The organism is Janthinobacterium sp. SUN033 (assembly GCF_030397595.1).
In the GTDB taxonomy this organism is placed as follows: domain Bacteria; phylum Pseudomonadota; class Gammaproteobacteria; order Burkholderiales; family Burkholderiaceae_D; genus Janthinobacterium; species Janthinobacterium kumbetense.
The window spans coordinates 94,118-120,015 of the sequence record NZ_JAPQNV010000005.1 but is presented as its reverse complement, the minus strand read 5'-3'; the positions used below and the strand labels follow the sequence as shown (position 1 = coordinate 120,015).

Annotated in this window: 23 protein-coding genes; 11 read left to right on the top strand and 12 right to left on the bottom strand. The window is 61.2% G+C overall.

Annotated elements, in window-relative coordinates:
- Window positions 1–261 precede the first annotated feature (261 nt).
- The 5 genes from OX460_RS21245 to OX460_RS21225 are packed head-to-tail and all read right to left on the bottom strand — an operon-like array spanning window position 262 to window position 4,791.
- The gene (locus OX460_RS21245; protein WP_289899845.1) at window positions 262–1,047 is read right to left on the bottom strand and encodes a molybdopterin-binding protein; all 786 of its coding nucleotides are present in this window, start codon (window positions 1,045–1,047) and stop codon (window positions 262–264) included.
- Window positions 1,048–1,078: 31 nt separating this feature from the next.
- The gene (locus OX460_RS21240) at window positions 1,079–1,906 is read right to left on the bottom strand and encodes an EI24 domain-containing protein (protein WP_289899844.1); all 828 of its coding nucleotides are present in this window, start codon (window positions 1,904–1,906) and stop codon (window positions 1,079–1,081) included.
- Window positions 1,906–2,946: a sterol desaturase family protein gene (locus tag OX460_RS21235; protein WP_289899843.1), complete on the bottom strand. Its 1,041-nt coding sequence runs from the start codon at window positions 2,944–2,946 to the stop codon at window positions 1,906–1,908. The genes OX460_RS21240 and OX460_RS21235 overlap by 1 nt, the downstream gene beginning before the upstream one ends.
- Entirely contained in the window at window positions 2,943–3,809 is an 867-nt protein-coding gene (locus OX460_RS21230; RefSeq protein WP_289899842.1) for a polysaccharide deacetylase family protein, read from the bottom strand. Before OX460_RS21230 ends, OX460_RS21235 begins: the two co-directional genes overlap by 4 nt.
- A 10-nt stretch (window positions 3,810–3,819) precedes the next feature.
- Complete coding sequence (locus tag OX460_RS21225; RefSeq protein WP_034760259.1) at window positions 3,820–4,791, bottom strand: beta-propeller fold lactonase family protein; 972 nt, start codon at window positions 4,789–4,791, stop codon at window positions 3,820–3,822.
- A 197-nt stretch (window positions 4,792–4,988) separates the two neighbouring features.
- Between OX460_RS21225 and OX460_RS21220 the strand changes: the two genes are divergently transcribed.
- Together OX460_RS21220 and OX460_RS21215 are read left to right on the top strand one after the other, a co-directional pair.
- Entirely contained in the window at window positions 4,989–5,345 is a 357-nt protein-coding gene (locus OX460_RS21220) for an FKBP-type peptidyl-prolyl cis-trans isomerase (protein WP_034782471.1), read from the top strand.
- Window positions 5,346–5,544: 199 nt separating this feature from the next.
- The gene (locus OX460_RS21215) at window positions 5,545–5,799 is read left to right on the top strand and encodes an acyl-CoA-binding protein (RefSeq protein ID WP_034782468.1); all 255 of its coding nucleotides are present in this window, start codon (window positions 5,545–5,547) and stop codon (window positions 5,797–5,799) included.
- A gap of 138 nt (window positions 5,800–5,937) precedes the next feature.
- Here OX460_RS21215 and proX read toward each other — a convergent pair whose 3' ends face one another.
- The 4 genes from proX to OX460_RS21195 all read right to left on the bottom strand — a co-directional run bounded on the left by proX (window position 5,938) and on the right by OX460_RS21195 (window position 10,196).
- Entirely contained in the window at window positions 5,938–6,996 is a 1,059-nt protein-coding gene (gene proX, locus OX460_RS21210) for a glycine betaine/L-proline ABC transporter substrate-binding protein ProX (protein WP_099665321.1), read from the bottom strand.
- Between the two features lie 9 nt (window positions 6,997–7,005).
- Entirely contained in the window at window positions 7,006–8,109 is a 1,104-nt protein-coding gene (gene proW, locus OX460_RS21205) for a glycine betaine/L-proline ABC transporter permease ProW (RefSeq protein ID WP_289899841.1), read from the bottom strand.
- Complete coding sequence (gene proV / locus OX460_RS21200) at window positions 8,106–9,338, bottom strand: glycine betaine/L-proline ABC transporter ATP-binding protein ProV (RefSeq protein WP_099668215.1); 1,233 nt, start codon at window positions 9,336–9,338, stop codon at window positions 8,106–8,108. The genes proW and proV overlap by 4 nt, the downstream gene beginning before the upstream one ends.
- A gap of 573 nt (window positions 9,339–9,911) precedes the next feature.
- Complete coding sequence (locus OX460_RS21195) at window positions 9,912–10,196, bottom strand: polyhydroxyalkanoic acid system family protein (protein WP_077400202.1); 285 nt, start codon at window positions 10,194–10,196, stop codon at window positions 9,912–9,914.
- A 200-nt stretch (window positions 10,197–10,396) separates the two neighbouring features.
- Here OX460_RS21195 and OX460_RS21190 point away from each other — a divergent pair, with 200 nt between their 5' ends.
- The 4 genes from OX460_RS21190 (at window position 10,397) to phaZ (ending at window position 14,323) form a co-directional block, all read left to right on the top strand.
- Window positions 10,397–11,794 carry a hypothetical protein gene (locus OX460_RS21190; RefSeq protein WP_289899840.1) on the top strand — a complete coding sequence of 466 codons (1,398 nt, stop codon included), beginning with the start codon at window positions 10,397–10,399 and terminating at the stop codon, window positions 11,792–11,794.
- Window positions 11,795–11,883: 89 nt separating this feature from the next.
- Window positions 11,884–12,171, top strand: coding sequence for a protealysin inhibitor emfourin (locus OX460_RS21185; RefSeq protein ID WP_289899839.1), 288 nt, complete (start codon window positions 11,884–11,886; stop codon window positions 12,169–12,171).
- A 332-nt stretch (window positions 12,172–12,503) separates the two neighbouring features.
- Complete coding sequence (fdxA, locus tag OX460_RS21180) at window positions 12,504–12,827, top strand: ferredoxin FdxA (protein WP_010395176.1); 324 nt, start codon at window positions 12,504–12,506, stop codon at window positions 12,825–12,827.
- Between the two features lie 275 nt (window positions 12,828–13,102).
- Window positions 13,103–14,323 carry a polyhydroxyalkanoate depolymerase gene (phaZ, locus tag OX460_RS21175; protein ID WP_077400193.1) on the top strand — a complete coding sequence of 407 codons (1,221 nt, stop codon included), beginning with the start codon at window positions 13,103–13,105 and terminating at the stop codon, window positions 14,321–14,323.
- 66 nt (window positions 14,324–14,389) lie between these two features.
- Here phaZ and OX460_RS21170 read toward each other — a convergent pair whose 3' ends face one another.
- The 3 genes from OX460_RS21170 to OX460_RS21160 all read right to left on the bottom strand — a co-directional run bounded on the left by OX460_RS21170 (window position 14,390) and on the right by OX460_RS21160 (window position 18,562).
- Window positions 14,390–15,085, bottom strand: coding sequence for a DOPA 4,5-dioxygenase family protein (locus OX460_RS21170; protein WP_289899838.1), 696 nt, complete (start codon window positions 15,083–15,085; stop codon window positions 14,390–14,392).
- Window positions 15,086–15,127: 42 nt separating this feature from the next.
- Entirely contained in the window at window positions 15,128–17,692 is a 2,565-nt protein-coding gene (locus tag OX460_RS21165; protein WP_289899837.1) for a TonB-dependent receptor, read from the bottom strand.
- Window positions 17,693–17,821: 129 nt separating this feature from the next.
- Complete coding sequence (locus tag OX460_RS21160; protein WP_099665327.1) at window positions 17,822–18,562, bottom strand: transporter substrate-binding domain-containing protein; 741 nt, start codon at window positions 18,560–18,562, stop codon at window positions 17,822–17,824.
- A gap of 363 nt (window positions 18,563–18,925) precedes the next feature.
- Here OX460_RS21160 and rsxB point away from each other — a divergent pair, with 363 nt between their 5' ends.
- From rsxB to OX460_RS21135, 5 genes are read left to right on the top strand one after another with little or no spacing between them, the layout of a single operon-like run.
- Entirely contained in the window at window positions 18,926–19,657 is a 732-nt protein-coding gene (gene rsxB / locus OX460_RS21155; RefSeq protein ID WP_289899836.1) for an electron transport complex subunit RsxB, read from the top strand.
- A complete protein-coding gene (gene nth / locus OX460_RS21150) occupies window positions 19,654–20,301 on the top strand; it encodes an endonuclease III (RefSeq protein WP_034782448.1) in 648 nt (215 codons plus the stop codon). The genes rsxB and nth overlap by 4 nt, the downstream gene beginning before the upstream one ends.
- A gap of 27 nt (window positions 20,302–20,328) precedes the next feature.
- Window positions 20,329–23,187, top strand: coding sequence for an AMP-binding protein (locus OX460_RS21145; protein WP_289899835.1), 2,859 nt, complete (start codon window positions 20,329–20,331; stop codon window positions 23,185–23,187).
- Between the two features lie 14 nt (window positions 23,188–23,201).
- Entirely contained in the window at window positions 23,202–24,995 is a 1,794-nt protein-coding gene (locus OX460_RS21140) for an AMP-binding protein (RefSeq protein WP_289899834.1), read from the top strand.
- A 1-nt stretch (window position 24,996) separates the two neighbouring features.
- The gene (locus OX460_RS21135; protein WP_289899833.1) at window positions 24,997–25,887 is read left to right on the top strand and encodes a hypothetical protein; all 891 of its coding nucleotides are present in this window, start codon (window positions 24,997–24,999) and stop codon (window positions 25,885–25,887) included.
- The last annotated feature ends 11 nt before the right edge of the window (window positions 25,888–25,898 follow it).

Sequence of the window (25,898 nt, the reverse complement as noted above, 5' to 3'; positions counted from 1 at the left end):
GCTTGCTTAACATGATGTCCATACCGGTAAATCGAAAAAACACGCTACTGCACAGGCAGGCGACCCCGCGTTTGACACGCAAGGCCCCTGTTCACCATTCCACCACATCGGCATGAAAACGACTGACGAGCGCACACAAAAATCTTGCTTCATTGAAGATTTTCGCAAAAAAACAACGTCTTGGAATGTACGCTTGCGTACATAGATGCACGGCGGGCTGGACGCCGGCAAAAAAGCCGCCGGCGCCGAGCTGGCTGCATGTCAGATGGTGGTGTATTCCGCCTGCAAAGTATCGAGTGCGGCGCACATCTGCGCGAAGGCGGCCGCCGCTTGCGCCGGCTCGCCCTTGACGCCCAGTTCGATATGCCGGCGCGTCTGCGCATCGCCCACGCTGGGCAAGCTGAAAACCTTGATCAACGGAAACTCTGCTTCCAGCCGCACCATCAGCGGCGTCAGCAGGGATTCGGCCGTTTCGTACACGAGCAAGGCGTGTTCCGCATGCGGCACCTGGTTGAACAGGTGCGCATAATGCGTGTCCAGCACCCATTCGATCATGGGCCAGGACATGATGGGAAAGCCCGGCACGAAGTAATGCTCGCGCACGGCAAAGCCGGCAATCTTGTTGTACGGATTCGGAATCAGCTCGGCGCCTTCGACAAATTCCGCCATTTTCAAGCGGTGCAGGTTTTCCGGCGAGTGCAAATCGGCCGGCACGCCCGCCTCTATGCCCATTTCCGTGATGCGCTGCTGGATATTGATCTTGCCCTGCGGATGCAGCACCAGCGGCAAACCCAGCGCATCGGCGGCCGCCTGGCGCGTATGGTCGTCCGGCGTGGCGCCGATGCCGCCGAAGCTGAAGACGATGTCGCCGCTGGCAAAGCTGCGCTTGAGCAAGGCGACCAGGCGGGCAGGCTCGTCGCCCACATATTCCGCCCAGCTCAGCTGCAATCCCCGCGCCTTGAGCATTTGCACCACTTTCGGGAAATGCTGGTCCGTGCGCTTGCCCGACAGGATTTCGTCGCCGATGATGATCAATCCGATAGCCATGAAGCTTCCTCGTAGAATTCGATAAAAATACTCAAGCGTCCGCTGGCGCCACGTCGGTCATGCCGCGTACGCCCCGCAAACGCGACAGTGCTTCCAGGCAGTAATACTGGAACCACAGCCCCGTAAAGATGAAGATCAGCACGTACAGCCAGATGGCGAACGCCGCCAGGAAGGGGAAGAACACCACCGACATCGCGCCACCCATCCACAGCAAGCCCGGCACGGCGCCGGCCGCGCCGGACACCATGCCGATGGCCAGCAGGGGCCAGCGCTGCGTGCGCATGATGGCGTGGCGCTCGTCCACGCTGGCGTAGTCGGCCATGGCGTCGTACGCCATCACGCGGTAGGTCAGCCAGCCCCACAGCACGGCTTGCCCCGCCAGGGCGGCCGGCGGAAACGCGTACAGGGGCAACATGAGCACCCAGACGACGATGAACAGCAGGAATGTGGCCAGCGAAGTGCCGACGCTGCCCAGCAGGCTGCCGCCATGCTTCTTTTCCAGTTGCGGAAAGTGCCGCCCGCCGATATGGCGGCCGATGGCCGGCATGGCGAACAGGCCCATGAAGATCAGCGCCGTCAGGATCATCAGCGGCAGCAGCATGAACATGGCGATCAGCGGCACGATCACGGCTTTCAGCACGCCCAGGCCGAAGGTGGTCAGCACCTGGCCGCTGGTGCGGAAGAAATCGTACTGCGTGAACAGCGCATGCAGGCTGTCGATCAGCGGCTGCAAGCCCACGTACAGCAAGCCGCCCCACAGCACCAGCGACAGGATGAACGGCGCTACGCTCAGCAGCAGTATCCTGCCATGCAATTGCGACAGGAAAGCACGGCCATACGAATTCAGCACATTACGCATCAACGGCGTCCTTTTCGTTTAATTCTTGCAAATTCCACCATGCGACGCAGGCCCAGCCATTGCTGCTGCCAGAAACCGCGGCCATAGTTGCGCCCCGGCCGGCCGACACCGTTGCTGTCGATGCGGGCCAGCTGGTCGCGCACGCCCGTGCGCGCATAGCCCGCCGAGAAATTCGCGGTGCCCAGCAGCATATCCCAAATCGGCAAGACCACGCCGAAGTTGCAACCACCCATGCTGCCCTTGCCTTTCGACTCGTGCCCCACGCCGATCGCGTGATGCGTGCGGTGGAAACGGGGCGAGATCAAGAGCCGCTCGCCGATGCGGCCGAAGTGTATCCTCACATTTGCGTGCTGCAAGCTTTGCAGGATGCGCGAAATCGACACCAGCAGCACGTACTGGCCCGGCGGCACGCCAATGCCGAGCGCCACCAGCGCCATCACCACGTCGCGCAGGAAGTCATCGAGCAAGTGGTTGCGGTCATCGCTCCACAAATTCATGTTTTGCTGGCTGTGATGCAGGCTGTGCAAGCCCCACCACCAGCCGAAATGGTGCGAGGCCCGGTGGTAGCAATAATCGACGAAGTCCAGTATCACAAAATAAATGATAAAACTGAGCAAGGGGCTGATGCCGGGCAACAGCGATTCCAGATTCAATGGATGGATATTGTCGAAGCGCAAGGCGCCCGCCAATGCATCCATCAGCGGATCGAGCGTGAAGAAGACCACGACGGAAAACAGGCCGACGCGGTGCAGCACCGTATAGAGAAAATCGTTCCAGCGGGCGCGCGGGTCCGTCATCTTTTGCGCGGGAATCAAGGCTTCGAGCGGACGCAGCACGAGAAACAGCAGCACCAGTTCGCACAGGCCGATCAGCAGCCACTCCGTGCCCTCGAACGCTTCTTCCGTGAATTCGCCAAAGCCCAGGTGATACACGAGCGGGTTCACGATGGTCTGGAACAGCCAGCCTTGCGCCGCGCCAAAGGCGTCGACCACGGCATCGATGACGGGCGTGACGAAGCTGACGATGTCGGCGGCGATCATGGCTGGCCCTTCTTCTGCGCATAGGCAGGATGCTCGCGCAGGGTGGCAAAGCAGAAACCCTTGTCTTGCAGGCCGGAAATCAAGGCATCCAGGTTGGCCGGCGCCCACGGCTCCTTGCGCGACCAGATGCCCATGTGCGCAATGAAAATGTCGCCGCTGCGCAAGTTCGCCAGGGCTTTTTTCAGCAGCGTGGCGTTCGGATACTTATCGCTGGGCAGCTCATCGCCCGAATAGCCGGCCGGCGCCCAACCCGCGTGCTGGTAGCCGCAGGCGCTGCCGGCCGCCAGGGTGCGCGGCGACGTGTAGCCGCCCGGTGCGCGCCAGAACGGGTCGAGCTTGCGACCGGTCAGCTCCTGGAAGCGCGTATCGACGCGGCGCAATTCCTCGCAGAACTGCTGATCCGTGATGGAGGCCAGCTTGCCGCCATCCTTGCCGAACTGGGGCTTGACCTGGATCAAGCCGTTGGCCAGATCCTTCTTCCAGTACACGTGGTCAAACGTATGCGTGCCGAACGCATGGCCTTCGGCCACGCGGGCTTTCCAGTACGGCGCCCACGAGGCATCGAGCGAATAGTCGCCGCGCGTCGTCTTTTCATTGGCCAGGAAGAAGGTTGCCTTCACATGACGTTTGTTGAGCACGTCGGCGATCAGCTGCGCTTGCGACTGGCTGCCCGTGTCGAAGGTCATGTAGATGGTACCCCTGCAGGCGGCTGGCGCTAAAGATGCAGCTGCAGATGCGGCTGGGGCAGCAGATACGGCGGCAGGTACGGCAGCAGGTGCGGCGGCATGCGCGGGCGACAGCATGGCGCTGGCGCACAGCAGCATGGCGGGCGCGTGGCCCGCGAAAATGAAGCGTTTCATCATCACCTGCTCATCACATGCGCGGCGAGTGGGTGGCGAAGTACACGCCATGGGGCGAGCGGCCCACCGGTATGGTCTTGATCACCTTGCGCGTGGTCAAGTCGATCACGGCCACTTTCTTGATCCAGCGCAACGTTACCCACATGGTCTTGCCGTCCGGCGTGATTTCCATGCAATCGGGGCCGCCCGGCACATTGATGGTGCCCACGTTTTCCAGGGTTTGCTGGTCGATGATGTTGATGGTGTTCGACACGCGGTTCGAGACGAACGTCATGCGGTTGTCGCCCAGCGCGCGGAAATTGTGCGTGCCGGCGCCCGCCTTGATGCGCTTGACGGTCTTTTGCGTGCGCCAGTCGATCACTTCCACGTAATCGCTGCCCATAATGCCCACCAGCAAATGCTTGCCATCGGGCGTCATCGTGATGCCGGCTGGCGCCGGGCCGACGGGCATGGTCCATTTCACCGTTTGCGTGGCCAGGTCGATGGCGCTGACCTGGTTGCTGCCCTGCTGCGTAATGAAAGCCATGGTGCTGTCGGCCGTGAACGCCATATGGCTGGGCAACTTTGGCAGCGGGATGCGCTTGGCCAGGGTCAGGTTCTTGCCGTCATAGCGGTACAGGTCGATACGGTCCAGGCGCAAGGAGTTCGAGATGAACCATTTCTGGTCCGGCGAAAAGCCGATCTGGTACGGGTCGAGGATGTTGCTGATGCGGCGCTGGATCTGGCCCGACACGGGGTCGAGGAAAATCAGCTCGTTGCCAACGGAACTGGCGACGATCAGCGACTTGCCGTCCGGCGTTTCCATCAGATGGTGCGGTTCCTTGCCGACGGCAAAGGTGGACAGGGGAGCATAGGTTTTCTGGTCCAGCAGTTGCACCGTAGCATCACGGGAATTGAGCACCACCACCACTTCGGCTTGCGCCGTCGATATTGCGGAAACCAGGCACAGCGAGGAAAAAACAAGGCGGCGTAGACTGCGGAACATGGCAAAAATCACTGTTAAATACAAAACATGCATTTTACGTGGAACACTGTATTTATTGTGTGAAATCCCCCCTTAAATGCTGCCGGCAGCCACACATCGCCGTAATTTCCGTTTTTTCCCCGTGCCAGGCCTGGAATGGCGCTTTGCAACTCATTGCTCTACAATCTGAAGCTTTCATCGCCTACACAAGGATAATCATGACCACCACCACTACCGCTTCCGGCCTGCAATACATCGACACCACCGTTGGCGAAGGCGCTGAAGCGCAAGCCGGCAACAATGTTGTCGTGCATTACACGGGCTGGCTGCAAAACGACGACGGCAGCGCCGGCGCGAAATTTGACTCGAGCAAGGACCGCAACGATCCATTCGAATTCCCGCTGGGCGCCGGCCGCGTCATTCAAGGCTGGGACGAAGGCGTGCAAGGCATGAAAGTGGGCGGCAAGCGCCAGCTGATCATCCCGGCAGCACTGGGCTATGGCGCACGCGGCGCCGGCGGCGTGATTCCTCCGAACGCCACCCTGATTTTCGACGTCGAACTGCTGGGCGTATAAGCACCGACTCCGCAGCGCTCAAGCGACTGTACGGACGCCGCCCCTGTTCACGCAGCGGCGGCGTTTTTGTTTTGAGTGTGTCCTCTAATGCACGGCGCGCTTTTTTCACTATGATGTCAGGCACTGCAGCACGCACGGTGGCCACTCCGCCGGGCCTGCCGCACTTTTCCAGCGATTCCATCAGCACACAGGAGCCATCATGAGTTTACAAGAGCAATTCGAACAAGCGCAGCTCGATTCCAAGACCCTGTCCGAGCGTCCGGACAATATGACCTTGTTGAAAATCTACGCCTTGTTCAAGCAAGCGTCGAGCGGCGACGCCACGGGCGAGCGTCCTGGCATGACCGACTTCGTCAACCGCGCCAAGTTCGACGCCTGGGCGGCCCTGGCCGGCACCTCGAAGGAAGAGGCGCAACAGCAATACATCGACCTGATCGAAGACTTGAAGGATTAAACCTGAAAACGCCTGTTTTGCAGAGAAATGGGCCGAAAACGGCTGAAAACTCACCAAAAACCACAAAAACAGGCTGAAAATGCAAAAGTGGCTACCAAATCGGTAGCCACTTTTTTTACGCCTGTCTCAGCCGCAAACTTACTTTTTCGCCGCCGCCAGCGCTTGCGCGATCCAGCCGTCAAACGTCTGCTGATGGAACTTGATCCAGCCAGCCGTATGGCGCGCGATATCGGCTTGCGTGTTTTCGCCGCGGCGCATGCGCTCGTTCTGCGCATTGATGTCCGCTACCGGCAATTGCATCACTTCGAACAGCTTGGCTGCGGCCGGGTTCTTCTCCGCCCAGGCCTTGTTCGACACGATGCGCGCCGTGTTGACGGCAAAGCCGTAGTCGCTGCCATCGTCGAGGCGGGTATTCACCTTGTCCGGATTGGCCGAGAACGGCACTTTCAGCCAGACCACGTCCTTGCCCGGCACCAGCACGCCGCTGACCCAGTACGGCGTCCACGTGTAATACAGGATCGGTTCGCCACGCTTGTAGCGGCCCAGGGTGTCGGCGATCAGGGCCGCATAGCTGCCCTGCACGTGGGTCACCGTCTTGCGCAATTTATACGCATCCATGTGGTTCTCGATCAGCGCTTCGCAGCCCCAGCCGGGGTTGCAACCGGTCAAGTCGGCCTTGCCATCGCCATCATGGTCGAACAGCTTGGCCAGGTTGGGATCGCGCAACTGGTCGATATTCGTGATGTTGTACTTTTCCGCCGTCGCCTTGTCGATCAGATAACCTTGCGCGGCAGGCCCCGCATACTGGCCCGTGCGCGACAGCTTGGCGTCGCCGCCCGCATTGTTATAGAAATCCTTGTGCATCGGGTCCCAGTGCACGGCCATGAAGGTGGCGTCACCGTTGGCAATGGCGATATGCGCCGTCGGATATTCCACTTCCTTGATGGGCTGCACTTCGTAGCCCAGCTTTTCCAGGGCCTTGTCGACCAGCATGGTCTGGAAGGTTTCTTCCGCGATCGAGCTTTGCAGCGGCTGCACCTTGACGCCCTTGCCGGGCAGCGCATCGGCAGCGGCGGCCGGCGTCTGCGCCATGGCCAGGCTGGTGGTCAGGGCCATGGCGGCGATCGCCAGGGCGGAAAACAGCTGGAACTTGCGTTGCGATTTTTGCGTCACTTTGAAATTGTCGATTTGATGCATGTGTATCCTTTATTGTGCGTTGGCCAGCGTTACTTGCTGTTCAACATTATTTTTCTCCGCATTGCCGCGCACCAGGCGCAGCACGAAACCGGCTGGACCCGTCTGGTACCAGTGGCGCACGCCACGGCGTGGCTGGCCCATCGCTTGCGTCAAGCGGTCCAGGGTGATGGCCAGCAACACGATGCCCAGGCCGCCCACGGTGGCCAGGCCCATATCCAGGCGGCCGATGCCGCGCAATACCATCTGGCCCAGGCCGCCGACGGCGATCATCGAGGCGATCACGACCATCGACAGCGACAGCATCAGCGACTGGTTGATACCGGCCATGATCGATGGCATGGCCAGCGGAAATTGCACGCGGGTCAGCAACTGCCACGGCGAGGCGCCATAGGCGCGGGCCGCTTCGATCAGGTCGGGACGCACCTGGCGGATGCCGAGGTTGGTCAAACGCACCAGCGGCGGCAGGGCAAAGATGATCGTCACGATCACGCCAGGCGCATTACCGATACCAAACAGCATCACCACGGGCACCAGGTAGACGAAGGCCGGCGTCGTCTGCATGGCATCGAGCAGGGGGCGCAGGATATTCTGCGCGCGGTCGCTGCTGGCAAGGAAGATGCCCAACGGCAAGCCGATGGCCAGGCAGAACGCCAGCGACGTCAAGACCAGCGACAAGGTCGTCATGGCTTCCGGCCAGATGCCCAGCATCGACACCAGCAGCAGCGCCAGCACGGTGCCGATGGCCAGGGTGCGGCTGGTAAATTGCCAAGCCAGCAAGCCGATGATGGCGATCACCGTCAGCGACGGGGCGGCCAGCAGCACGCCTTCCACGCCGGACAGCACGCTGTCGATCGGCGCGCGCACGGCCTGGAAGAAGGGACGGAAATGCGCGACGACCCAGCCCAGGCCCTGGTTGATCCAGCTTTCCAGCGGCAGCGAGCCGTCGAAAATCTGCGTCAGGTGAAAGCCGGACGCATGTTCCGGCTGCACGGCAGGCGCGGCGGCGTCCAGCCAGGCGGTGCTGGCGTCGGTAGGCGGCGTCAGCGCCCAAGGATTGATTTGAGCGGCCTGTTCAACAACAGGTTCTACTGTGGAAACGGTGCTTGGATTCATGCTTGTCCTTTCTGTTGTTGTTCGGCTATGGCTGGCGTGTCGCGGTCGAGGAACTTCAGCAAGGTTGTCTTGCTGATGGCGCCGCGGAAGCTGCCGTCATTGGCCACCACAGGGACGGCGTAAGGCAGTTGCGCCACCTGGCCGAACAGGCCGGCGACTGGCTCATCTGCATTGATGGTCTGCACGTCGGGCAGATAGGCATGCGCCAGGCCCAGCGGACCCACATGGCCGTCGAGCGCACTGCGCAGCGAATCGGCCGAGACGACGCCGAGGAACTTGCGCTGCGGATTGACGACGTAGGCAAACGCGCGATCCTGCTCTTCCAGCATCGACAGCGCGGCGCGCGAGCCGCGGCTCGGCGATTCGGACACGACGATCTGGCTCTTGCGGGCGATATCGCTGGCCTTGAAGACGGCCGCCGCATCGACGCCGCGCACGAAGTTGCGCACGTAATCGTTGGCAGGTTTACGCAGGATTTCTTCCGGCGTGCCCACTTGCACCACGTGGCCGTCTTTCATGATGGCAACGCGGTCGCCGATGCGCATGGCTTCGTCGAGGTCATGCGAAATGAAGACGATGGTGCGGCGCTTGATTTGCTGCAAGCGCAGCAGTTCCGATTGCATTTCCGTACGGATAATCGGATCGAGCGCGGAAAACGCTTCATCCATCAACAGAATCGATGGATCGCAGGCCAGCGCACGGGCCAGGCCCACGCGCTGCTGCATGCCGCCCGACAATTCGTCGGGATAGCTGGCGCCGTAGCCGTCCAGGCCCACTTGTTCCAGAGCTTGCTGGGCCAGCGCATGGCGCTCGGCCTTGGGCATGCCGGCCAGCTCCATGCCGAAGGCAGTGTTGTCGAGCACGGTAATTTGCGGCAGCAGCGCGAACGACTGGAACACCATGCTGATGTCCTTGCGGCGCAGGGCGCGCAACTGGGCGTCCGGCAAGGTATTGATGTCGTTGCCGTCGATCAGGATGCGGCCGGCGGTCGGTTCGATCAGGCGGTTCAGCATGCGCACCAGGGTCGACTTGCCCGAACCGGACAGGCCCATGATGACGAAGATCTCGCCCGCTTCAATGGTAAAGGTGGCGTCGAAAACGCCGATGGTGCAGTCGGTCTGGGCCAGGATATCCTGCTTGCTGGCGCCCTGATGGACGAGTTCAAGTGCTTCTTCTGGCTTGTCGCCGAACACTTTGAACACATGGTCGATAATGATTTGTTTTGCCACGATGTGGTTCTCCCTCGATTTGACGAATGGAATGAAACCCAGCAAGCTGCCAGCTTGCGGCGGGAATCAGCAAACCCTGTTGCGTCGGCTACGCCACGGCACAAAAAAGCGCACGGGAGCGACAGGAAACAGGGGGTGACACGCATGTGACCAGCGGATGGCCAAAGCCGGTGCCGGGGTGCCGTGTGCGTGCTAAAAGAGGCTGTGGTTCAGGACTTTTAACAACGCTAGCGCCATGCAAATACATGGCACCAAATGTATTTGACCGAAAAAAATCGACCAAGCTACTTTTAACTGGATGCGGGTGTAAAACCCAATGAATTATTCACCACTCAGCGAGTGGGGAGTACTGCGAAGCAGATGGTGAAACGCGGTGTAGCTGTTGTAAATATGACTCAAGTATAACGCAAAAAGCCGCCAAAGTCCAATGGCTTTCCAAATAGAAATGTGCTAGCAATGTTCGCCAGCGTACAGTCAGACGTGAAAAAGGCGAAAAGCGACGTGTTTTCATCGTCTTTTCGCCCATCGCTGCGACACGTTTTCTAGCACCAAACATGGCGCCAGACAAGCGGATCAAACTGGCTCGGCAAACACCTTGCGCATCTTTTCGGCGATCTTGCCTTCAATCGTGGACGCGAAGGCGCTGAGCATGAAGCCCAGCTTGATTTGCAGTTGCGCCTGCTCTTTTTCCAGGGTCAGCGAACCATCGACGCCGCTGCGCTCGAAGCGCAGCACATCGCCATCCCAGGCGCACGCCAGGTCATATTCCTGGGCCAGCTTGTCGGCCACTTGCTGCGCCGCTTCGCGCGCCTTTGCTGCTGTCAGCTTATGTTGCTGAACTATATTTATATCCGCCATCAAACGATCCTTTTATTATAAAAACGGGTGCCATACGGCCAGCATCATACCAGCCGCCACGCGGCAGCCGCAGCCATGGGGAACGCCGGCACCCGGAAAAAACCGCGCTTTCTTGCGCCGCACTTGCGCCGCATCAAACCGCAACCACCGAAGCAGGCCGACTATCTCCATTCCAGTTGCGAGTGTCTTGGAGAGCTACCATGGACCAGAAAGTCATCGTGCCGGTCGAAGCCGTGCTGACCAAATGCGTGTCCTTGCCTGTCGGCTACGTCCCTACCCCCTCGGCGCCCTACCGCCTGCACCGCAAGAATGCGCAACTGACCCTGCAGCCGGGTCCGCCCCGACTGACGGACGCCACGGTCCGCAACCTGGCCGCCGTGCCCGTCGGTTCGCGCGTGCTGATCTGGAAGCAAGACCCGTCCGTGAGCGAGCTGGGCACGCGCAAGTCCTTCCTGCCCGGCCTGATACTGCAAGGTCCGCGCGACGCGCGCATCACCTTTGGCGAGCCGGGCATCGCCCAGGTCAGCCCGAACGCCTTTGGCGACTTCATCGTCTCGCCCAACACCGACCAATTCGACGCCGTGCACACGTTCGCCATCGTGCGCATGACGCTGACCATGTACCAGCGCGCGATGGCCAGCAACAACACGGCGCCGCCCCTGCCCTGGCAATGGAATAGCGCCAGCAACACGGCACCGCTGCGCGTGTTCCCGCACGGCTTGCCCAATGTCATGAATGCCTATTACAGCCGCAGCGACAAGGCCCTCAAGTTCGGCGACTTCATTCCCAGCGGCGCCACCGAGCGCGTCTACACCTGCCGTTCGCTCGACATCGTCTCGCATGAAACCGGGCACGCCATCCTCGATGGCCTCAAGCCGAATTGGCTGCTCAACAATAATCCACCGCAGACGGGCGGCTTGCACGAATCGTTCGGCGACCTGACGGCCATCTTCCTGGCCCTGTCGCAGCTGGACCAGGTCGAAGCCGTGATCGCGCAAACCAAGTCCGACCTGCACGACAAAACTTTCCTGGCCGACCTGGCGGAACAGTTCGGCCTGGCGCTAGGCCGGCCGAACGGCTTGCGCAATGCCGATAACGACATCAAATTGTCGGAGGCCGGCACGGAAGTGCACGCCATCTCGCAAGTGTTTACAGGCGCTATCTACGACATCCTGGCCGACATCTTTGCCCACGAACGCCAGCCCCAGCTGGAAGATGACGCGGCCGTGCTGCACCGTTGCGGCGACTACCTGCGCAGCCTGGTCTTGCGCGCCCTGGTGGCGTCCCCCGACCAGGCGGCCACGTACGCCGACGTGGCCGGTCATATGCTGACCCTGGCGCAAGCCGACGGCTTTACCAGCTACCTCGATTTCATCCGCAACAGCTTTACCGTGCGCGAAGTGCTCAAGGACAATGCCATGACGGAGGATGGACAAATGACCTTTGCCCCCGATGTCATCGACGAAGCGGGCGCCGTGCAAGACAGGCGCGCCTGCTGCGGTACCATGAACCATGCGGAATACAGCGAATCGGATCAATTGCTGGAAGCGGAGCGCGAAGCACTGGCGGCCTGGTGCCGCAGTTACGCCCCCCGGTAAGCGCCCCGCGCCGCAAGCCCGCCAGCGGTCAGCCGCAGGCGAAGGCATGCCGCATCATTTCCCCACCACCGTCCCCAAGAAGGAGCAGCATGAAAATTTCAGCCCGCAGCAGCGGCGGCTTTGCCGGCCTGAGCGAACAGTACGACATCGATACGCAAGCCCACCCGGCCGGCCCCGGGCTGGAAGCGACACTGGCCAGCAGCGGTTTTTTCACGCACCCGCAGGGCACGGGCGAACAGGTGGGCGCCGATATCCCCCATTGGCAGATCACCGTCGAGGCACCGGCCGCGCGCCGCACCATCACGTTTGCCGAGGATGGCAGTGCTGAAAATGCACGTTGGCAACAGTTGCTGATGCAAATACGCGCCAGCGCCTGATTGTTCCGGCACTTATTTTTACCGATCTTGATTTGGGTAAAACAAAAACACCACACGGCGAGCGCCCGCCTCGCCCGTCCTGCTCCCTGCAGCATCGGGCGACTGTCGCTTTCTTGCCGCGTTCTTCATGGTAACGTCCCGGATAGTCGCTGAATTGCACGCTCTGCGCGGCAACGGCGCTGCCAAAAAATGAATTTGCTTATATGTATTGTATATAAGCGGGATTTGTGAGAAATAGCGAATTGCCTTAAAATACAATGCTTTGCTTTAGTATGCGCCGCCGAGGTTCCTGCAGGCGCTACAGCACCTCCCCCCAAATTGATAGGACTGTTATGACCCACGTTGTCACCGAATCCTGCATCGCCTGTCGCTATACCGACTGCGTCGATGTCTGCCCGGTAGATTGTTTCCGGGAAGGCCCGAACTTCCTGGCAATCGATCCGGACGAATGTATTGACTGCGCAGTCTGCGTGGCAGAGTGCCCGGTGAACGCGATTTTCGCGGAAGAAGACGTGCCGGGAGACCAGCAAGCCTTCATCAAGATCAACGTCGACCTGGCCCGTAACTGGCCTTCGATCACCAAGACGAAGGCTGCCTTGCCGGAAGCCGAGCAATACAAGGACGTCAAGGACAAACTCGACATGCTGGTGCGCTAAGCGCACGGCACTTGCCGCGGCGTTTCCGGCGGAGACACTGTTCTCCGCAGGGGCGTGGCGGCGAAAAAATGTACAAAAAGCAGCGGAAACGCTGCTTTTTTTGCTTTTAGAACATCGTTGCAGGTCTATCCACGCAAGTGTGGCGCGCTGTCACACCAAAGCGCAAACTGTGGACCTATGCGCGGTAATGCACATTTTGTCCTCAACAAATATCGTAAAATTGGATTATGATATTTGAGCCGATATTGGCGCTTGGAATTAAACAAGGACTATATATGCTTTACCAACTGCACGAACTGCAACGCTCCTTCCTCACTCCGGTGATGCAATGGGCAGACATGTCCTCCAAGTTATTTACCAACCCGGTTTCTCCACTGGCCCACACCCCGTTTTCGCAACGCATCGCAGCCGGCTACGAGCTGATGTACCGCCTTGGCAAAGACTACGAAAAACCACAATTTGACATCAAATCCGTTCTCGTCCAAGGCGAGAACGTCGACATCCGCGAACACGTTGTCGTGACAAAACCGTTTTGCCGCCTGATTCACTTCAAGAAAGAAGCCACTGGCTTGCAACAGCCCAAAGTTTTGCTGGTTGCCCCCCTGTCCGGTCACCACTCGACCCTGCTGCGCGATACCGTGCGCGGCTTGCTGGCCGAGCACGATGTCTACATCACCGACTGGACGGACGCGCGCATGGTACCGCTGACGGAAGGGCCGTTCCACCTGGACGACTACATTTATTATGTGCAGGAATTCATCCGCCTGCTGGCGCCTGACTTGCACGTCATTTCCGTCTGTCAACCGACCGTGCCCGTGCTGGCTGCCATCTCGCTGATGGCGACGGCCAAAGATCCGCACATGCCGAAAACCATGACGATGATGGGCGGCCCGATCGACCCGCGCCGCTCGCCCACGCAAGTAAACAACCTGGCGACGGAAAAGAAATTCTCGTGGTTTGAAAACACCGTGATCTACGCGGTGCCGCCGAACTACCCGGGTTTTGGCCGCAAGGTGTATCCGGGCTTCCTGCAGCACGCCGGCTTCATCGCCATGAACCCGGGCCGTCACGCGCAAAGCCATCGCGAGTTCTACATGCACCTGGTGACGGGCGACGACGAGCCGGCGGAAGGCCATCGCCAGTTCTACAACGAGTACAACGCCGTGTTGGACATGCCGGCCGAGTACTACCTGGAAACCATTAAAACGGTTTTCCAGGAATTCAGCTTGCCGATGGGCACGTGGAAAGTGGGCGGCCAGCTGGTGCGTCCGCAAGACATCACGAATGTGGCGCTGTTCACCGTAGAAGGCGAGCTGGACGACATTTCCGGCGCCGGCCAGACGCAGGCGGCGCATGACCTGTGTTCCGGCATCCCTGCCGAGATGCAGCAGGATTTCGTGGCGCCAAAATGTGGCCATTATGGCATTTTCTCGGGCCGCCGCTGGCGCGAGATCATTTGCCCGAAAATCGGCGAATTCATCCAGAAACATTCCTGATCCGCAGTATTTCAGGCAAAACGGCACGCCAGGCTACCCTGGCGTGCCGTTTTTTTTATGCCCCGCTCATGCGCGTGACGTTTCGACCTTCACCGTCGGGCGCGTATTGACAAAGATTTGCTCGACTCGCGGCTCGCCCGGCCCCGGCTTCTTCATCGCATAGCCATTCACGGGCTGCGAGCGGTTCACCCACAGCGCGTAATACAAATGGTCGGCGCGCGGATCTTCCGTGTTCGGGTGGATCAGTATCGTCAGGCCCAGGCTATTGAGTTGCAGCCACGGCACGATGACGGGCAGCAAGTCATTCGTGAAGCCAAAGTAAAACGACGGCGTCACGTGCGGGCCGCGCGGCTCCAGGTTCCAGTCGCCCAGTTCGATCTGGAAACGCTCGGCCGCCCACTTGCGTATCAGCGCCGCCTTTTGGTAACTGTCTTCGTCAAAATAGATATGCGCGTGATAACTCTCGATATCCGTGTAGGCGCGTGGCTTTGCCGGCAAGGTTTCCTCGCCGGGCCGCACGCTGACGGGGCGCGGCGTGGGCGCCGTGTCCGTATGCTCACCCCACGGGCTCTTGCCGGGAGCCGCTGGTTTGACGTCTTTTACGCGTTTGACGGCGCCATCCTGCGCCAGGGCCGTGCCGGCCAGGCCCGAAGCGGCCAGCGCCGCCACCAGGCCGCCGCCGCGCAAGACCGTGCGGCGCTGCGGCGAGAGGAGATTGGCCCATTCCAGGTCGATGGCCGCGTGTTGAGTGTTGTCAGACATAGGATTTCCTGTTCTTGATTATGAGTATGGAGAGAAGGCAGATCAAAAGTGAACGGTGGCGCGGGCGTAGTAATAACCGCCCAGTACGCCCAACGGTCCCGAGTTGTCATACGCGCCCGTGTACTGCGCCAGATTCGCGGCGCTGCGCGCGTCGCGCGGCACCTGGCCCGGTTTCTGGTCGAAGACATTGTTGGCGCCCACCGTCACGTTGATGCGCTTGCTGATGTCGTAGCCGACGCTGATATCCGTCACGAAGGCGGCTTTCAGCTGGTAATCGCCGCCCGTGATGGCGTTCAGGCGCTTGAGCTTGCCGTAACGCGTCTCGCGCACGTTGAACGTCCAGCCCGCCTTTTCATACGCCAGGGTGAGGATTTCCTTGTCGCGCGGCGCCCGGTACAGCAAGTCGTACTCGGCCGATTTGCTCAGGGTGCCGATATTCGGCAAGCCTTGCAGCACCGTCGGCAAGGCCGCCTTGCCGACCAGGCTCGTGTGGTTGATATTCGCGGCCGCCGTCCAGCGCAGCTTGCCGTCGGCCACGCGCAAGACATCCTCGGCCGTCAAATCGATGCCGCGCGTGCGCGTGTCGCCCACGTTGGCAAAGTAATGCGCGACGAGGCCATTGCCCACCGTCAAACCCGCCGAGCGCAGCAGGTTTTCGATCACGCTTGCTTGCGCCGCCGTCAGCGGCCGGCCACTGCCGTCGAGCGCCACGCCCGAGCTGCGGTCGATGCCGATGTTCGACGACACACCCAGGCGGTCGCTGACCTTGATTTGATACGCGTCAACGGCCAGGCGCAGGGTAGGCGTAGGATTGAAGGTCAGCCCGGCCGACAGATTCGTCGATTTTTCCGGTTTCAGCGCTTGCGCACCCAGTGCCCGCGCTGCGGCCGAGTTCGGCTGTGCCAGGGTATACGGCACACCCGCATGGTCGGAGGTGTTCGAATACGATTGCGTCACCAGGCTCGGCGCATGGAAACCATTGCTGACGGTGCCGCGTACGGCCACCGTGGGCGTGACGTCATAGCGGGCGGACAAACGGCCCGTCGTCTTGCTGCCGAAATCGGAATATTTCTCGGCGCGCAGTGCCGTGTCGAGCAGCAATTGCGGCGTCAGTTTCGCGCCCAGGCCGACATACGCCGCATAGCTGTGGCGCGCCGTGTCCGAGGCGTCGACGGGCAGGTAGCCGGCCAGCGCCGATGAGCCGCTGCCCTGCCAGGAAGCGGGCTCACCCGGGCTGCGTTGCTGCGTTTCATGCGAATACTCGAGACCGACGCTCAGGTCGGCCGGCTCGCTCAAGCCCAGCGGCACGGGACGGCGCGCGTCGGCGTTGGTGGTCGAGCGACTGTAGCGCTGATTGCCGATGGTGAAATCCGTCTTGCCACCCGGATAGGTCAGCGAATAATTGGCCGAGTTTTCCACGCCCACGTCGATATCGTCGCGTCCGTAAGTACTGCTGATATCCCAGTTCCAGCCGGCCGTCTCGCCCTTGACGCCGCCCGTCAGGGAAAAATCGTTTTCGCTCGTCGTTTCATACGGCGTGAAGCCGTCGGGATACACGGACAGCAAGCCTTTGTTGTTATTAAAAATGGTATTGGGCAGACGGAAATTCTGCGCCGAGCGGGCATTGCGGTGCGCGTACGTGCCGAAGCCATACAGTTGCACCTCGTTCGACACGTCATAACCGAAGTTGGCGCTGAGCGAGGCGGTCGTGCTTTGCGGCACGCCCGTATTGCGCCATGGATTGCTGTTGCGGCTTGCTTCTGCCGGGTTCGGCGAGGCGCCGGCCGGCAAGCTGTTGTTCGGTCCCAATTTCACCAGCTGGCCATCGCTGTTGCGCACGGCCGGATACGACAGGTAGCCGGGATTCAGGCCGAAATTGCGCACGGCGATGCCCTGGCGCTGGACTTCGGCACCGAAGTGCGCAAAGCCGTGTTCGCCCAGGCGCGTGCCGCCATCGATGCGCACGGAACCGTTCGTGCCGTCGCCGTCGTAGGTGGAGCCGAGTTGGGTGCTGAAGCTGCCCTTGTCATCCGCCTTCAGGATGATGTTGATGACGCCGGCAATCGCGTCGGAACCGTAGATGGCCGAGGCGCCGTCGCGCAGGATTTCCACGCGGGCAATGGCGCCCGTGGGTATCAGGGCCAGGTCGGTGGCGACGGAACCGGGAAAACCATCCTCGTTGACGATGGCCGTCGTATGCCGGCGCTTGCCGTTGACCAATACCAGGGTATGCGACGGGTCGAGGTTGCGCAACTGCCCGGCGCGCACGATGCTGCCCAGGTCCGGCTGCACGCGGGCCGGCAAGTTGAACGACGGCAAGGCCGTATCCAGCGCATCGAGCAAGTTCAGTTTGCCCGTGGCTTGCAATTGCTGCGCGCTGATCACGTCGATGGGGGCGGCGCTGTTGGCCACCGTGCGGCCCGTGCCGCGCGCCCCCGTGACGATGACGGTGTCATACGGCGCGGCGGCCAGTGCGCCAGCGCCGTCCGGCGCGGCCTGCGCGTGGACCACGCCAGGCGCCCCCAGCAGCAGTACGGCGGCCGAGACGGCGTGCGCCAGTTGCCGCAAACGCGGGGCGGGGTCATGCTTGTGAATCGGTTCCAGCATACGAAAACATCCTTTCAAAGTCGTCAACACAGTGGCTGCAGACTAAAGGATGGACAAACAAACAAGAACGAATGGTTTCGTATTTAGATATTTCGTTTTGGCAACTAACAACAGCGGCGGCGCGCCGTGTCAGGGAGTCGCCGGGGCGGTCGCCAGGCTCTGATCGAGCCGCTTCCAGTAATCGCGTTCCAGCCGGGCCGTATCGATATCGCGCGCCGCCTCGTTGAAGCGTTTTTGCCACGCCGCCCCCCCGGCATCGCGCTGGAAGCACACATGCACGGGACGCTCCTTGAAGACGGTATCGATGACGGCGATGCGCTCGCGCTCGGCCTTGCTGAAGTTGCGCCCCATCAACAAGTGCTGCAGGACATGGCGCTCGATGACGATCACGCGGTAACGCTTGATGAACAGTTTCTTCAGATTCGTCGCGTCGTTCAAGCCCTCTTCCGTCTTCAGCTCGCCGCGCGCCACCATGCCATCGAACTGTTCCCCATTCGAGTAGCCTGCCACGGTGCCGATGCGCAGCTTGCCCAGGTCGGCCAGGCTGGCGCCAGGCACGCCGTCCTCCTTCAGGTAGGCCAGCACACCCTGCGTGTTACCAACCGGAACAGAAAAGTGGCAGAGTTTTTCCCGTTCCGGCGTGCGCCACACGGCCAGAAACCCGGCATAGCGGGAACTGGCCAGGCCAAACTGCATGGCGCGCTTCCAGGGAAAATAGTCATACTTGACCGTATAGCCGAGACGCTCGAAAACGGCGCTGACCATGGCGCCCGACATGCCGTCGGCCGGCAGGCTGCGGGAAATGAACGGTGGCCAGTCTTCCGCCGCGAAGCGGACGATGCGCGAGCTGGCAGCGCCCGGCGCCGCCATGGGGGAGCTAGCCTGCCCGTGTGCCAGGGCAAGTGCAGAGTGCATGAACAAACAGAAGGGCAAACCAACTGTCCGGAGGAAACGCATGTTTGGCTCCTATGGCCTGGCGCACCTTGCAATGCAGGTACGGCAACAGGACTGGCGGTCGGCTTTTTTTGATTACTGGCTTGATAAAAATCATGCTCCCACAAAAAAAAGAAATTGCAAAGTTGTTTATTTGCACTTTGACATTCCCACGGGAAATAAAATACGATTGCGGCGCGCCTGCAACAGGCTGTCATGGCGCCGGCTATCCCCTCTCGCGAAACAGGTTTTTACTTGTGCGCGCGCCGGATGGCCGATAATGGCGTTTTACCGTGGAAGATGACCGTGCCGCACCCTGCCCCTCCCTCACTTGCCGACCAGATCGAAGACTTGCTGCCGCAAACGCAATGCACCAAATGCGGCTACAACGGTTGCCGCCCGTATGCGGAAGCGATTGCCGCCGGCAGCGCCGACATCAACCAGTGCCCGCCGGGCGGCGCGCAAGGCATCGTGCGCCTGGCCGGCTTGCTGGGCAAAAAAATCATCCCGCTCAATCCCGTCAACGGCCTCGAACGTCCGCGATCTGTCGCCTATATCGACGAATCGCTGTGTATCGGCTGTACCCTGTGCATTCAGGCTTGCCCGGTGGACGCCATCGTCGGCGCCGCCAAGCAGATGCATACGGTGGTGACAAGCCTGTGCACGGGCTGCGACTTGTGCGTGGCGCCCTGCCCCGTCGATTGCATCGTCATGTACCCGGTCAGCGGCGACGCCACGGGCTGGGATGCCTGGAGCCAGGCAGAAGCAGACGACGCGCGCGCGCGCCACGATTTCCGCACGCAGCGCCTGCGCCGCGAAACGGAGGAAAACGAAGCGCGCCTGGCCGCCAAGGCCGTCGCCAAGATGCGCGAAGTGACGCAGGAAGTGCCCGTCACGCCCGATGAACAGGCGGAAAAGGAACGCAAGCGCGCCATCATCGCCGCGGCCATGGAGCGCGCGCGCGCCAAGGCCGCTGCCGCCAGCACGGATACCCCCCAGCCAGCCCCCACCACCCCGAAAAAAGACGCATGAACGCCGCCAAACGCCTGGAAATCTTTACGCGCTTTCGCGCCGCCAATCCTTCCCCGAAAACGGAACTCGACTACACGACGCCGTTCGAGCTGCTGATCGCCGTGCTGCTGTCGGCACAGGCGACGGACGTGTCCGTCAACAAGGCGACCCGCTTGCTGTATCCGGTCGCCAATACGCCAGCCACGATACTGGCCCTGGGCGTGGACGAGCTGGCCAGCTACATCCGCACCATCGGCCTGTTCCGCACCAAGGCGAAGAACGTCATCGCCACCTGCCAGATCCTGCTCGAGCAGCACGGCGGCGAAGTGCCGCGCGACCGCGCCTCGCTGGAAGCCTTGCCCGGCGTGGGCCGCAAGACGGCCAACGTGGTCATGAACACGGCGTTTGGCGAACCGACGATGGCCGTGGACACGCATATCTTCCGCGTCTCGAACCGCACCGGCATCGCGCCGGGCAAGAATGTCGATATCGTCGAGCAAAAACTGCTGAAATTCATCCCCAAGGAATTCCTGCACGACGCCCACCACTGGCTCATCCTGCACGGCCGCTACACGTGCACGGCGCGCAAGCCACAATGCTGGAACTGCATGATTGCCGACCTGTGCGATTACAAGGACAAGTCGCCGATGCCGGCCGTGGTCTGACAACACACCTTTACGAACGGCGACACCATGTTGCAAACGACACTAGATACCCTGGCTTGCCCCGCCTGCCGACAGCCCCTGCAAAGCAACACGCCAGCCGGGGCGTCGGCACCGTTGCTGGAAGCGATATTGAGCTGTCCGGCGTGCGCGATTACCGTTCCCGTCGTGCAAGGCTTTGTGCTCTTTACGGAAGCACGGCAAGGCGGCGATGCCCATATGCTGCCGGCGATGCGTGCCCAGCTGACGCCCAGCGCCGACTATCTGTCCTTCATGCACCGCCGCCATGTGCGCCGCATTCCCGACCGCTACGCCGCCTTTCAACCCTTCAATGAATCCACCCGCGCCTTTTATGCCTTGCTGGACCTGATCAGGGAGCATTTGCAACCTGGCGACCTCATTCTCGACACCTGGGGCCGAACGGGCTGGAGTGGCGAAATGCTGGCTGCGGCGTTTCCCCAGCAACATGTCATTTCTGTATGGGAAGGCAACTTCGATGTGCTCGGCTACATGGGATATGCGCACTGGTTGCCCGCTGGAAAGCGCGCGCCCAACCATGACATTATTTTCTTGCCGCCAGGTAGTCCCATGCCTTTTCGCGACGGCACGTTCGCGCTGATTCATGGCCTTGATTCACTGCATCGCTATGCGCCACTGACCTTCGCCGGCGACATGCTGCGCATCGCCCGCAGCGATGCGCCGATCATCTTCCCGCATGTACACATGGCCAATAGCCAGCCCACGCCGTACTTCGAGCGCGGCGGCAACATTATTCACGGCCGTTGCTACCAGCAGCGCTTTGATGCTGCGCAAGCACGCGGCGAACGCAAGACGCTGGTGATGTCGGAGGTAACCCTGTTCGACGCCATCGGACAGTTGCATGGCGAACCGGACACTGCACACTACAACGGCGTCGTGGCGCTGGTGCCTCCCGCATGGGAAGGGGCGCCCCTGCGCCAGGCCGATCTCGACCTGGCATTGCCCGCATCGCGCGCCGTCGTCAATGCCGTGCTGCGGCTCGACAGCTTGAACGGCTGGTGTGTGCCCGATACCGATGCGCTGGGTGGCTTGATGCAAGATTTGCTGGTGCGCCATCCTTGTTATGCGGAACGCCTGGCGCGCCTCGGACCACGACAACTGAGCGCTGAAGAATTGCAGATCCTGTTCCAGCTGGGCCAGCTACGTACCCTGGAGCAAGTGGCGCAGCGCCTGCGCCTGCCAGTGGAATACGTTTGCCAGCAAGCCAGAAACATGGTCGATATGGAACTGCTGCAGATGGCCCCCATCAGCGGCGCCATGGCACGCTTGCAATCGTACTATGCCAGCCAGATCGTGCGTCCGCTGCCACAGGAAGAAACCTTTGAGTATCTGTGGCAATTACTGCCCACGCTGTACCAGCAGCGCCCGCTCCTGCTGTGCGGCATGGACGACAGCGCCTTTGGCTGGGCCGAAGTCGAGCTACTCGTGCCGGCGTTGCAACGGGGCTTGCTGGCGATGGGCGTGCGGGCAGGTGACCGCGTCGCCATGCTGTGTGCCCACCACCCTGAAGCGGTACTGCTCAGCTGGGCCTGCTGGCGCATCGGCGCTGTCGTGGTTCCCTTGCGCAAGGAATTGACGGACACGCCCGCCTTGCTGCAACCCTTGCTGGAACGCATTGCTCCCGCCCTGCTGGTACTGGATCATCCCCGTCACAGCGCCGCCGCTTTGGCAAGCTGCCCGGCGCTGCTGCTCGACGATATCGGCCAGGAAGCGGCGGCGGTCTTGCCGCCAGATTGCGCATTGCCTGAATTATCAGCCTTGCTGGAAGGCTGGATGGAGCTGCCGCCGACGCCGGAGCTGCCCGGACAGGCCGTCCACCCCGACGATCCTGCCGTGATCCTGTTTACTTCTGGCAGTACTGGCATCCCCAAGGGCGTCGTCCACAGCCAGCGCGCCCTCATGCAGAGCGGCCAGCTGGCGGCGACGGAATTTGGCTGGCATGATGGCGACATCCTGCTGTCGCTGGGCGACTGCCACACCATGAGCGGCTTACGCAACCCCATGGTCGCCGCCCTGTTTGCCGGTGCCAGCGTGTATCTGGCCGATGAAAACGAACGGGGCAATGTCGGCAAGACCTTGCAAGCGGCCCAGCGCCATGGCGTGACCGTCCTGGCGACAGGTCCCGCCTGGCTAGCCATGCTGCAGTTGCTGCCGGCCCACCTGACCCTGCACCCGGCCAGCTTGCGGCAAATCATTTCCACGGGCGCGCCCCTGCAAACGTCGCTGCACGCGGCCTTGAGCGAGCGCATGCGGCTCGCCATCATCGATTATTACGGACTGACGGAAACGGGGGGGCTGTGCATGCTGTTCCAGCACGCGCCCGGTGCCACGCAAGCTTGCGGCCGCGCCGTCGGCGCCATCGTGCAAATCTGCGATGACAGGGGCATGCCGCTCGGGAAAGGACAAACAGGGGAATTGCGCGTGCACAGCAACCAGCTCATGCTGGAATACTGGCGCGATCCGGCGCAAACGGCGTCCATCGCCCGCGATGGCTGGATCTTCACTGGCGATATCGCCAGCCACGATGGCCTCGGCAACATTACCTTGCTGGGCCGGCACGACGACCAGCTCAAGAACGAATATGGCGACATCGTCCACCCTGCCCCGCTGGAACGGGCGATGTGCAGCTATCCACACGTCAGGGAAGCCGCCATCACCGCAGGACCACAGGGACTGATCGGCATGCTGGTGGTCGACGGCGGCTTCGAATTACCCGCTTTTGTCGCCTATTGCCGCCAGCACGCGCAAATCGAGGCATTCCCCCGTGACCTGCGCATCCAGGCAGCGTTACCGTACACGGCCGCAGGAAAACTCGACCGCCGCGCGCTGGCCCATTCAATCACACCATAACAGATACGCTCACCATGTTTCAGACTCGTCCCACACCTGCGAATACGCCATTCCTGATCGGCCCCAAGTCTTTGTCGCATAGCCATCTGGAGGAACAAATCCTGCAAGTGGCTGCCCGGCTGATCAGCAGCGAACTGCACAATAAACGCGTGCTGCTGATGGTGCGCGACGATCTGGCCTATGCGCCCTTGTTGCTCGGCTGCATGCGGGCCGGCGCGATTCCCCTGCTGCTCGATCCGGGAACCTCGGTGCGGCAAGTCAGGGATTTACTGCAGCATACGCATATCGATGGCGTCATTGCCGATGCGGACGCCATCGACCTGTGGCGCGCCGAGGGTGTCCCTCTGCCGGCGCAGCAGATACGCGTCGGCACTGTCCAGGCCAAGGGTTTGCTGCTGAACAAGCTGCTGGGACGGCGGGCGCCAGCCGACCTGGACAACTGGCCTGGCCTGCTGTCCGCTCCCGCACCGGCACCGTTGCCGCCGGCAAGACAGGAGGGGCCTGCCTATGTCGTGTTCACCTCCGGCAGTACGGCCCGTCCGAAAGGCGTGGAAATGCACTGGCCCGCCCTGCTCGCGCATTTGCAGACGATCGGCGAACATTACGCGCTGACGCCCGCATCACGCCTGCTGAACCTGATGCCGCTATCGCATGCCGATGGCCTGGTGCAAGGCGTGCTGCTGGCTTATCAACGCGGCTGTACCCTGGTGCGTCCTGCGCCATTCAGCATTGTCGCCATCGAGAGCATCCTGATTGCGATCTACCGCGAACAAGTCACGCACCTGATCGCCGCGCCCACGGCATTGGCCCTGATGCAGCAATATGGCGCCCACCTGGCGGAAAACTTCGAGAATGGCCATTTCCGCTTCGCCGTTTCCTGCAGCGCCCCCTTGAGCGCGGCTACCTGGACCAGCTTCAGCCAATGTTTCAATGTAAAGCTCATCAATACCTACGGCTTGAGCGAAACGGGAACCTGCGGACTATATGCGGGACCGGACGCGGCCAGCCACAAGATCGGCAGCGTGGGCATGCCGCGCGACATGCTGGCAAAAATCTTGCGAGACGATGGCAGCGAGGCCGGCTGCGACGAGGCCGGAGAACTGTGCCTGCAAGGTGCCAACCTGATGCAGGGCTACCTGGACAATCCGCAAGCGACCGCTGCCGTCCTGCGCAATGGCTGGCTGCATACGGGTGACCTGGCACGGCGCGACAGCGATGGCGTGTACTGGATCACGGGGCGCATCAAGGACGTGATCATTTGTGGCGGCTACAATCTGTCGCCGGAAGCCATCAATGGCGTACTGATGCAACACCCGGCCGTACTGGAAGCGGCGACCGTCGCCTTGCCTGACCCGACGTGGGGCGAAATCCCCGTCGCCTGCGTAGTATTGCGCCCTGGCATGGAGGCGGACAACCAGCAACTGCTGCTGCATTGCGCCCAACATCTGGGTGCACACGAATTGCCGAAACGCATTAGTTTTACCGGCCAATTGCCGCGCACGCCATCAGGCAAGGTCATCACGGCACAGTTGCAGCACGCGCTATCGCTTGCGCCCAAGGAAGCAAGCGCCCACGGCGATCAGCAGGCAGACATTTTTGCGCTGGCCGCGGACCTGTTCAATTTACCGGCAAGTGCGCTGAAGGGGGATTCAGGCCCCGCCAATACGCCAGGCTGGGATTCGCTGGCACATATCAACTTCGTGATCGGCCTGGAAACGCTGTTCAAGGTGCGTCTGAGTCCATCGGATGTAGTGCATATGGAAACCATGGACGCCACCGTGCAACTGATCAAGCGGCTGACGCGCTGAGATGGCGAACGTACTTCCTCTGCGCATCTGGCCATACAGTGCGGCGCTGGCAGCTGGCGTGGTCGGACTATGCATGCTGCTGCGTCATGTGCCCGGCCCACGCTACGACAATACGATTGCAGGCCAGACGAAAACGTTTCTCGACGCGCCCAGGCCAGAAGGGAAATGGCGCGTGCTGGCGCTGGGTTCGTCCCTGCTCCATGCCGCCACCCCGCAAACAGCCAATGTGCAGCGTGCCGAGCTGCCGGACATCGCCTGGATGCGGATGACGAAAGGCGGCGCAGGTATCGGCTACTTGCAATCGAGCCTCGCCACCCTTGGCAGCCGCCCACCGGAGGTGCTGGTCCTCGAACAGAACCTGTTCTTGCCAGATGATGGCAACGCGACAATGGATCAACTACGCGAAGATGTCTGGCACTGGGGCAAGCAAGCTGCTTCATTGCTCACCGCTGGCAAACTTGCCTCGCCACCGCCATACTGGGAGCGCAATGATCAGGAACTTGCATTTACCTGCGGCCCGGAGCTGAAGAAATTAAGCGCGTCACAAATACGGCAGCATGCTGCCGAACTACAAAATCTGTATCGACAGAGCACCTTCGATGCTGCACTGATCAACAACATTGCCACGCTGGCGCAACGGGGCGTGCGGGTGATACTGCTCGATGTGAGGCGATCATTGCTGATTGAACAACAGACGGCGCAACAAAAGACAGACTGGCAGCGGCGCTTGCAAGCATTGCTGCCTGCGAGCCAAAACATCATCTATCTAGCCTCGCCCGCACTCACCGAACAAAACCTTTATTGCGACGCCAGCCATCTGAACACGCAGGGCGCGCGTCAGTTCGCTCCCTGGTGGCAAACCCAGTTACGGCAGTTGCGGGACAGGGGTTGACATGGTGTGGC

Excerpts from the sequence above, each read along its gene's own strand:
- OX460_RS21140 (WP_289899834.1), top strand. The coding sequence starts at position 23,202 with ATGTTTCAGACTCGTCCCACACCTGCGAATACGCCATTCCTGATCGGC.
- OX460_RS21245 (WP_289899845.1), bottom strand. The coding sequence starts at position 1,047 with ATGGCTATCGGATTGATCATCATCGGCGACGAAATCCTGTCGGGCAAG.
- phaZ (WP_077400193.1), top strand. The coding sequence starts at position 13,103 with ATGCTTTACCAACTGCACGAACTGCAACGCTCCTTCCTCACTCCGGTG.
- OX460_RS21235 (WP_289899843.1), bottom strand. The coding sequence starts at position 2,946 with ATGATCGCCGCCGACATCGTCAGCTTCGTCACGCCCGTCATCGATGCC.
- OX460_RS21170 (WP_289899838.1), bottom strand. The coding sequence starts at position 15,085 with ATGTCTGACAACACTCAACACGCGGCCATCGACCTGGAATGGGCCAAT.
- OX460_RS21165 (WP_289899837.1), bottom strand. The coding sequence starts at position 17,692 with ATGCTGGAACCGATTCACAAGCATGACCCCGCCCCGCGTTTGCGGCAA.
- OX460_RS21185 (WP_289899839.1), top strand. The coding sequence starts at position 11,884 with ATGAAAATTTCAGCCCGCAGCAGCGGCGGCTTTGCCGGCCTGAGCGAA.
- fdxA (WP_010395176.1), top strand. The coding sequence starts at position 12,504 with ATGACCCACGTTGTCACCGAATCCTGCATCGCCTGTCGCTATACCGAC.
- OX460_RS21190 (WP_289899840.1), top strand. The coding sequence starts at position 10,397 with ATGGACCAGAAAGTCATCGTGCCGGTCGAAGCCGTGCTGACCAAATGC.
- proW (WP_289899841.1), bottom strand. The coding sequence starts at position 8,109 with ATGAATCCAAGCACCGTTTCCACAGTAGAACCTGTTGTTGAACAGGCC.
- OX460_RS21225 (WP_034760259.1), bottom strand. The coding sequence starts at position 4,791 with ATGTTCCGCAGTCTACGCCGCCTTGTTTTTTCCTCGCTGTGCCTGGTT.
- OX460_RS21160 (WP_099665327.1), bottom strand. The coding sequence starts at position 18,562 with ATGGCGGCGCCGGGCGCTGCCAGCTCGCGCATCGTCCGCTTCGCGGCG.
- OX460_RS21195 (WP_077400202.1), bottom strand. The coding sequence starts at position 10,196 with ATGGCGGATATAAATATAGTTCAGCAACATAAGCTGACAGCAGCAAAG.
- OX460_RS21220 (WP_034782471.1), top strand. The coding sequence starts at position 4,989 with ATGACCACCACCACTACCGCTTCCGGCCTGCAATACATCGACACCACC.
- proX (WP_099665321.1), bottom strand. The coding sequence starts at position 6,996 with ATGCATCAAATCGACAATTTCAAAGTGACGCAAAAATCGCAACGCAAG.
- OX460_RS21215 (WP_034782468.1), top strand. The coding sequence starts at position 5,545 with ATGAGTTTACAAGAGCAATTCGAACAAGCGCAGCTCGATTCCAAGACC.
- OX460_RS21240 (WP_289899844.1), bottom strand. The coding sequence starts at position 1,906 with ATGCGTAATGTGCTGAATTCGTATGGCCGTGCTTTCCTGTCGCAATTG.
- nth (WP_034782448.1), top strand. The coding sequence starts at position 19,654 with ATGAACGCCGCCAAACGCCTGGAAATCTTTACGCGCTTTCGCGCCGCC.
- OX460_RS21135 (WP_289899833.1), top strand. The coding sequence starts at position 24,997 with ATGGCGAACGTACTTCCTCTGCGCATCTGGCCATACAGTGCGGCGCTG.
- rsxB (WP_289899836.1), top strand. The coding sequence starts at position 18,926 with ATGACCGTGCCGCACCCTGCCCCTCCCTCACTTGCCGACCAGATCGAA.
- OX460_RS21230 (WP_289899842.1), bottom strand. The coding sequence starts at position 3,809 with ATGATGAAACGCTTCATTTTCGCGGGCCACGCGCCCGCCATGCTGCTG.
- OX460_RS21145 (WP_289899835.1), top strand. The coding sequence starts at position 20,329 with ATGTTGCAAACGACACTAGATACCCTGGCTTGCCCCGCCTGCCGACAG.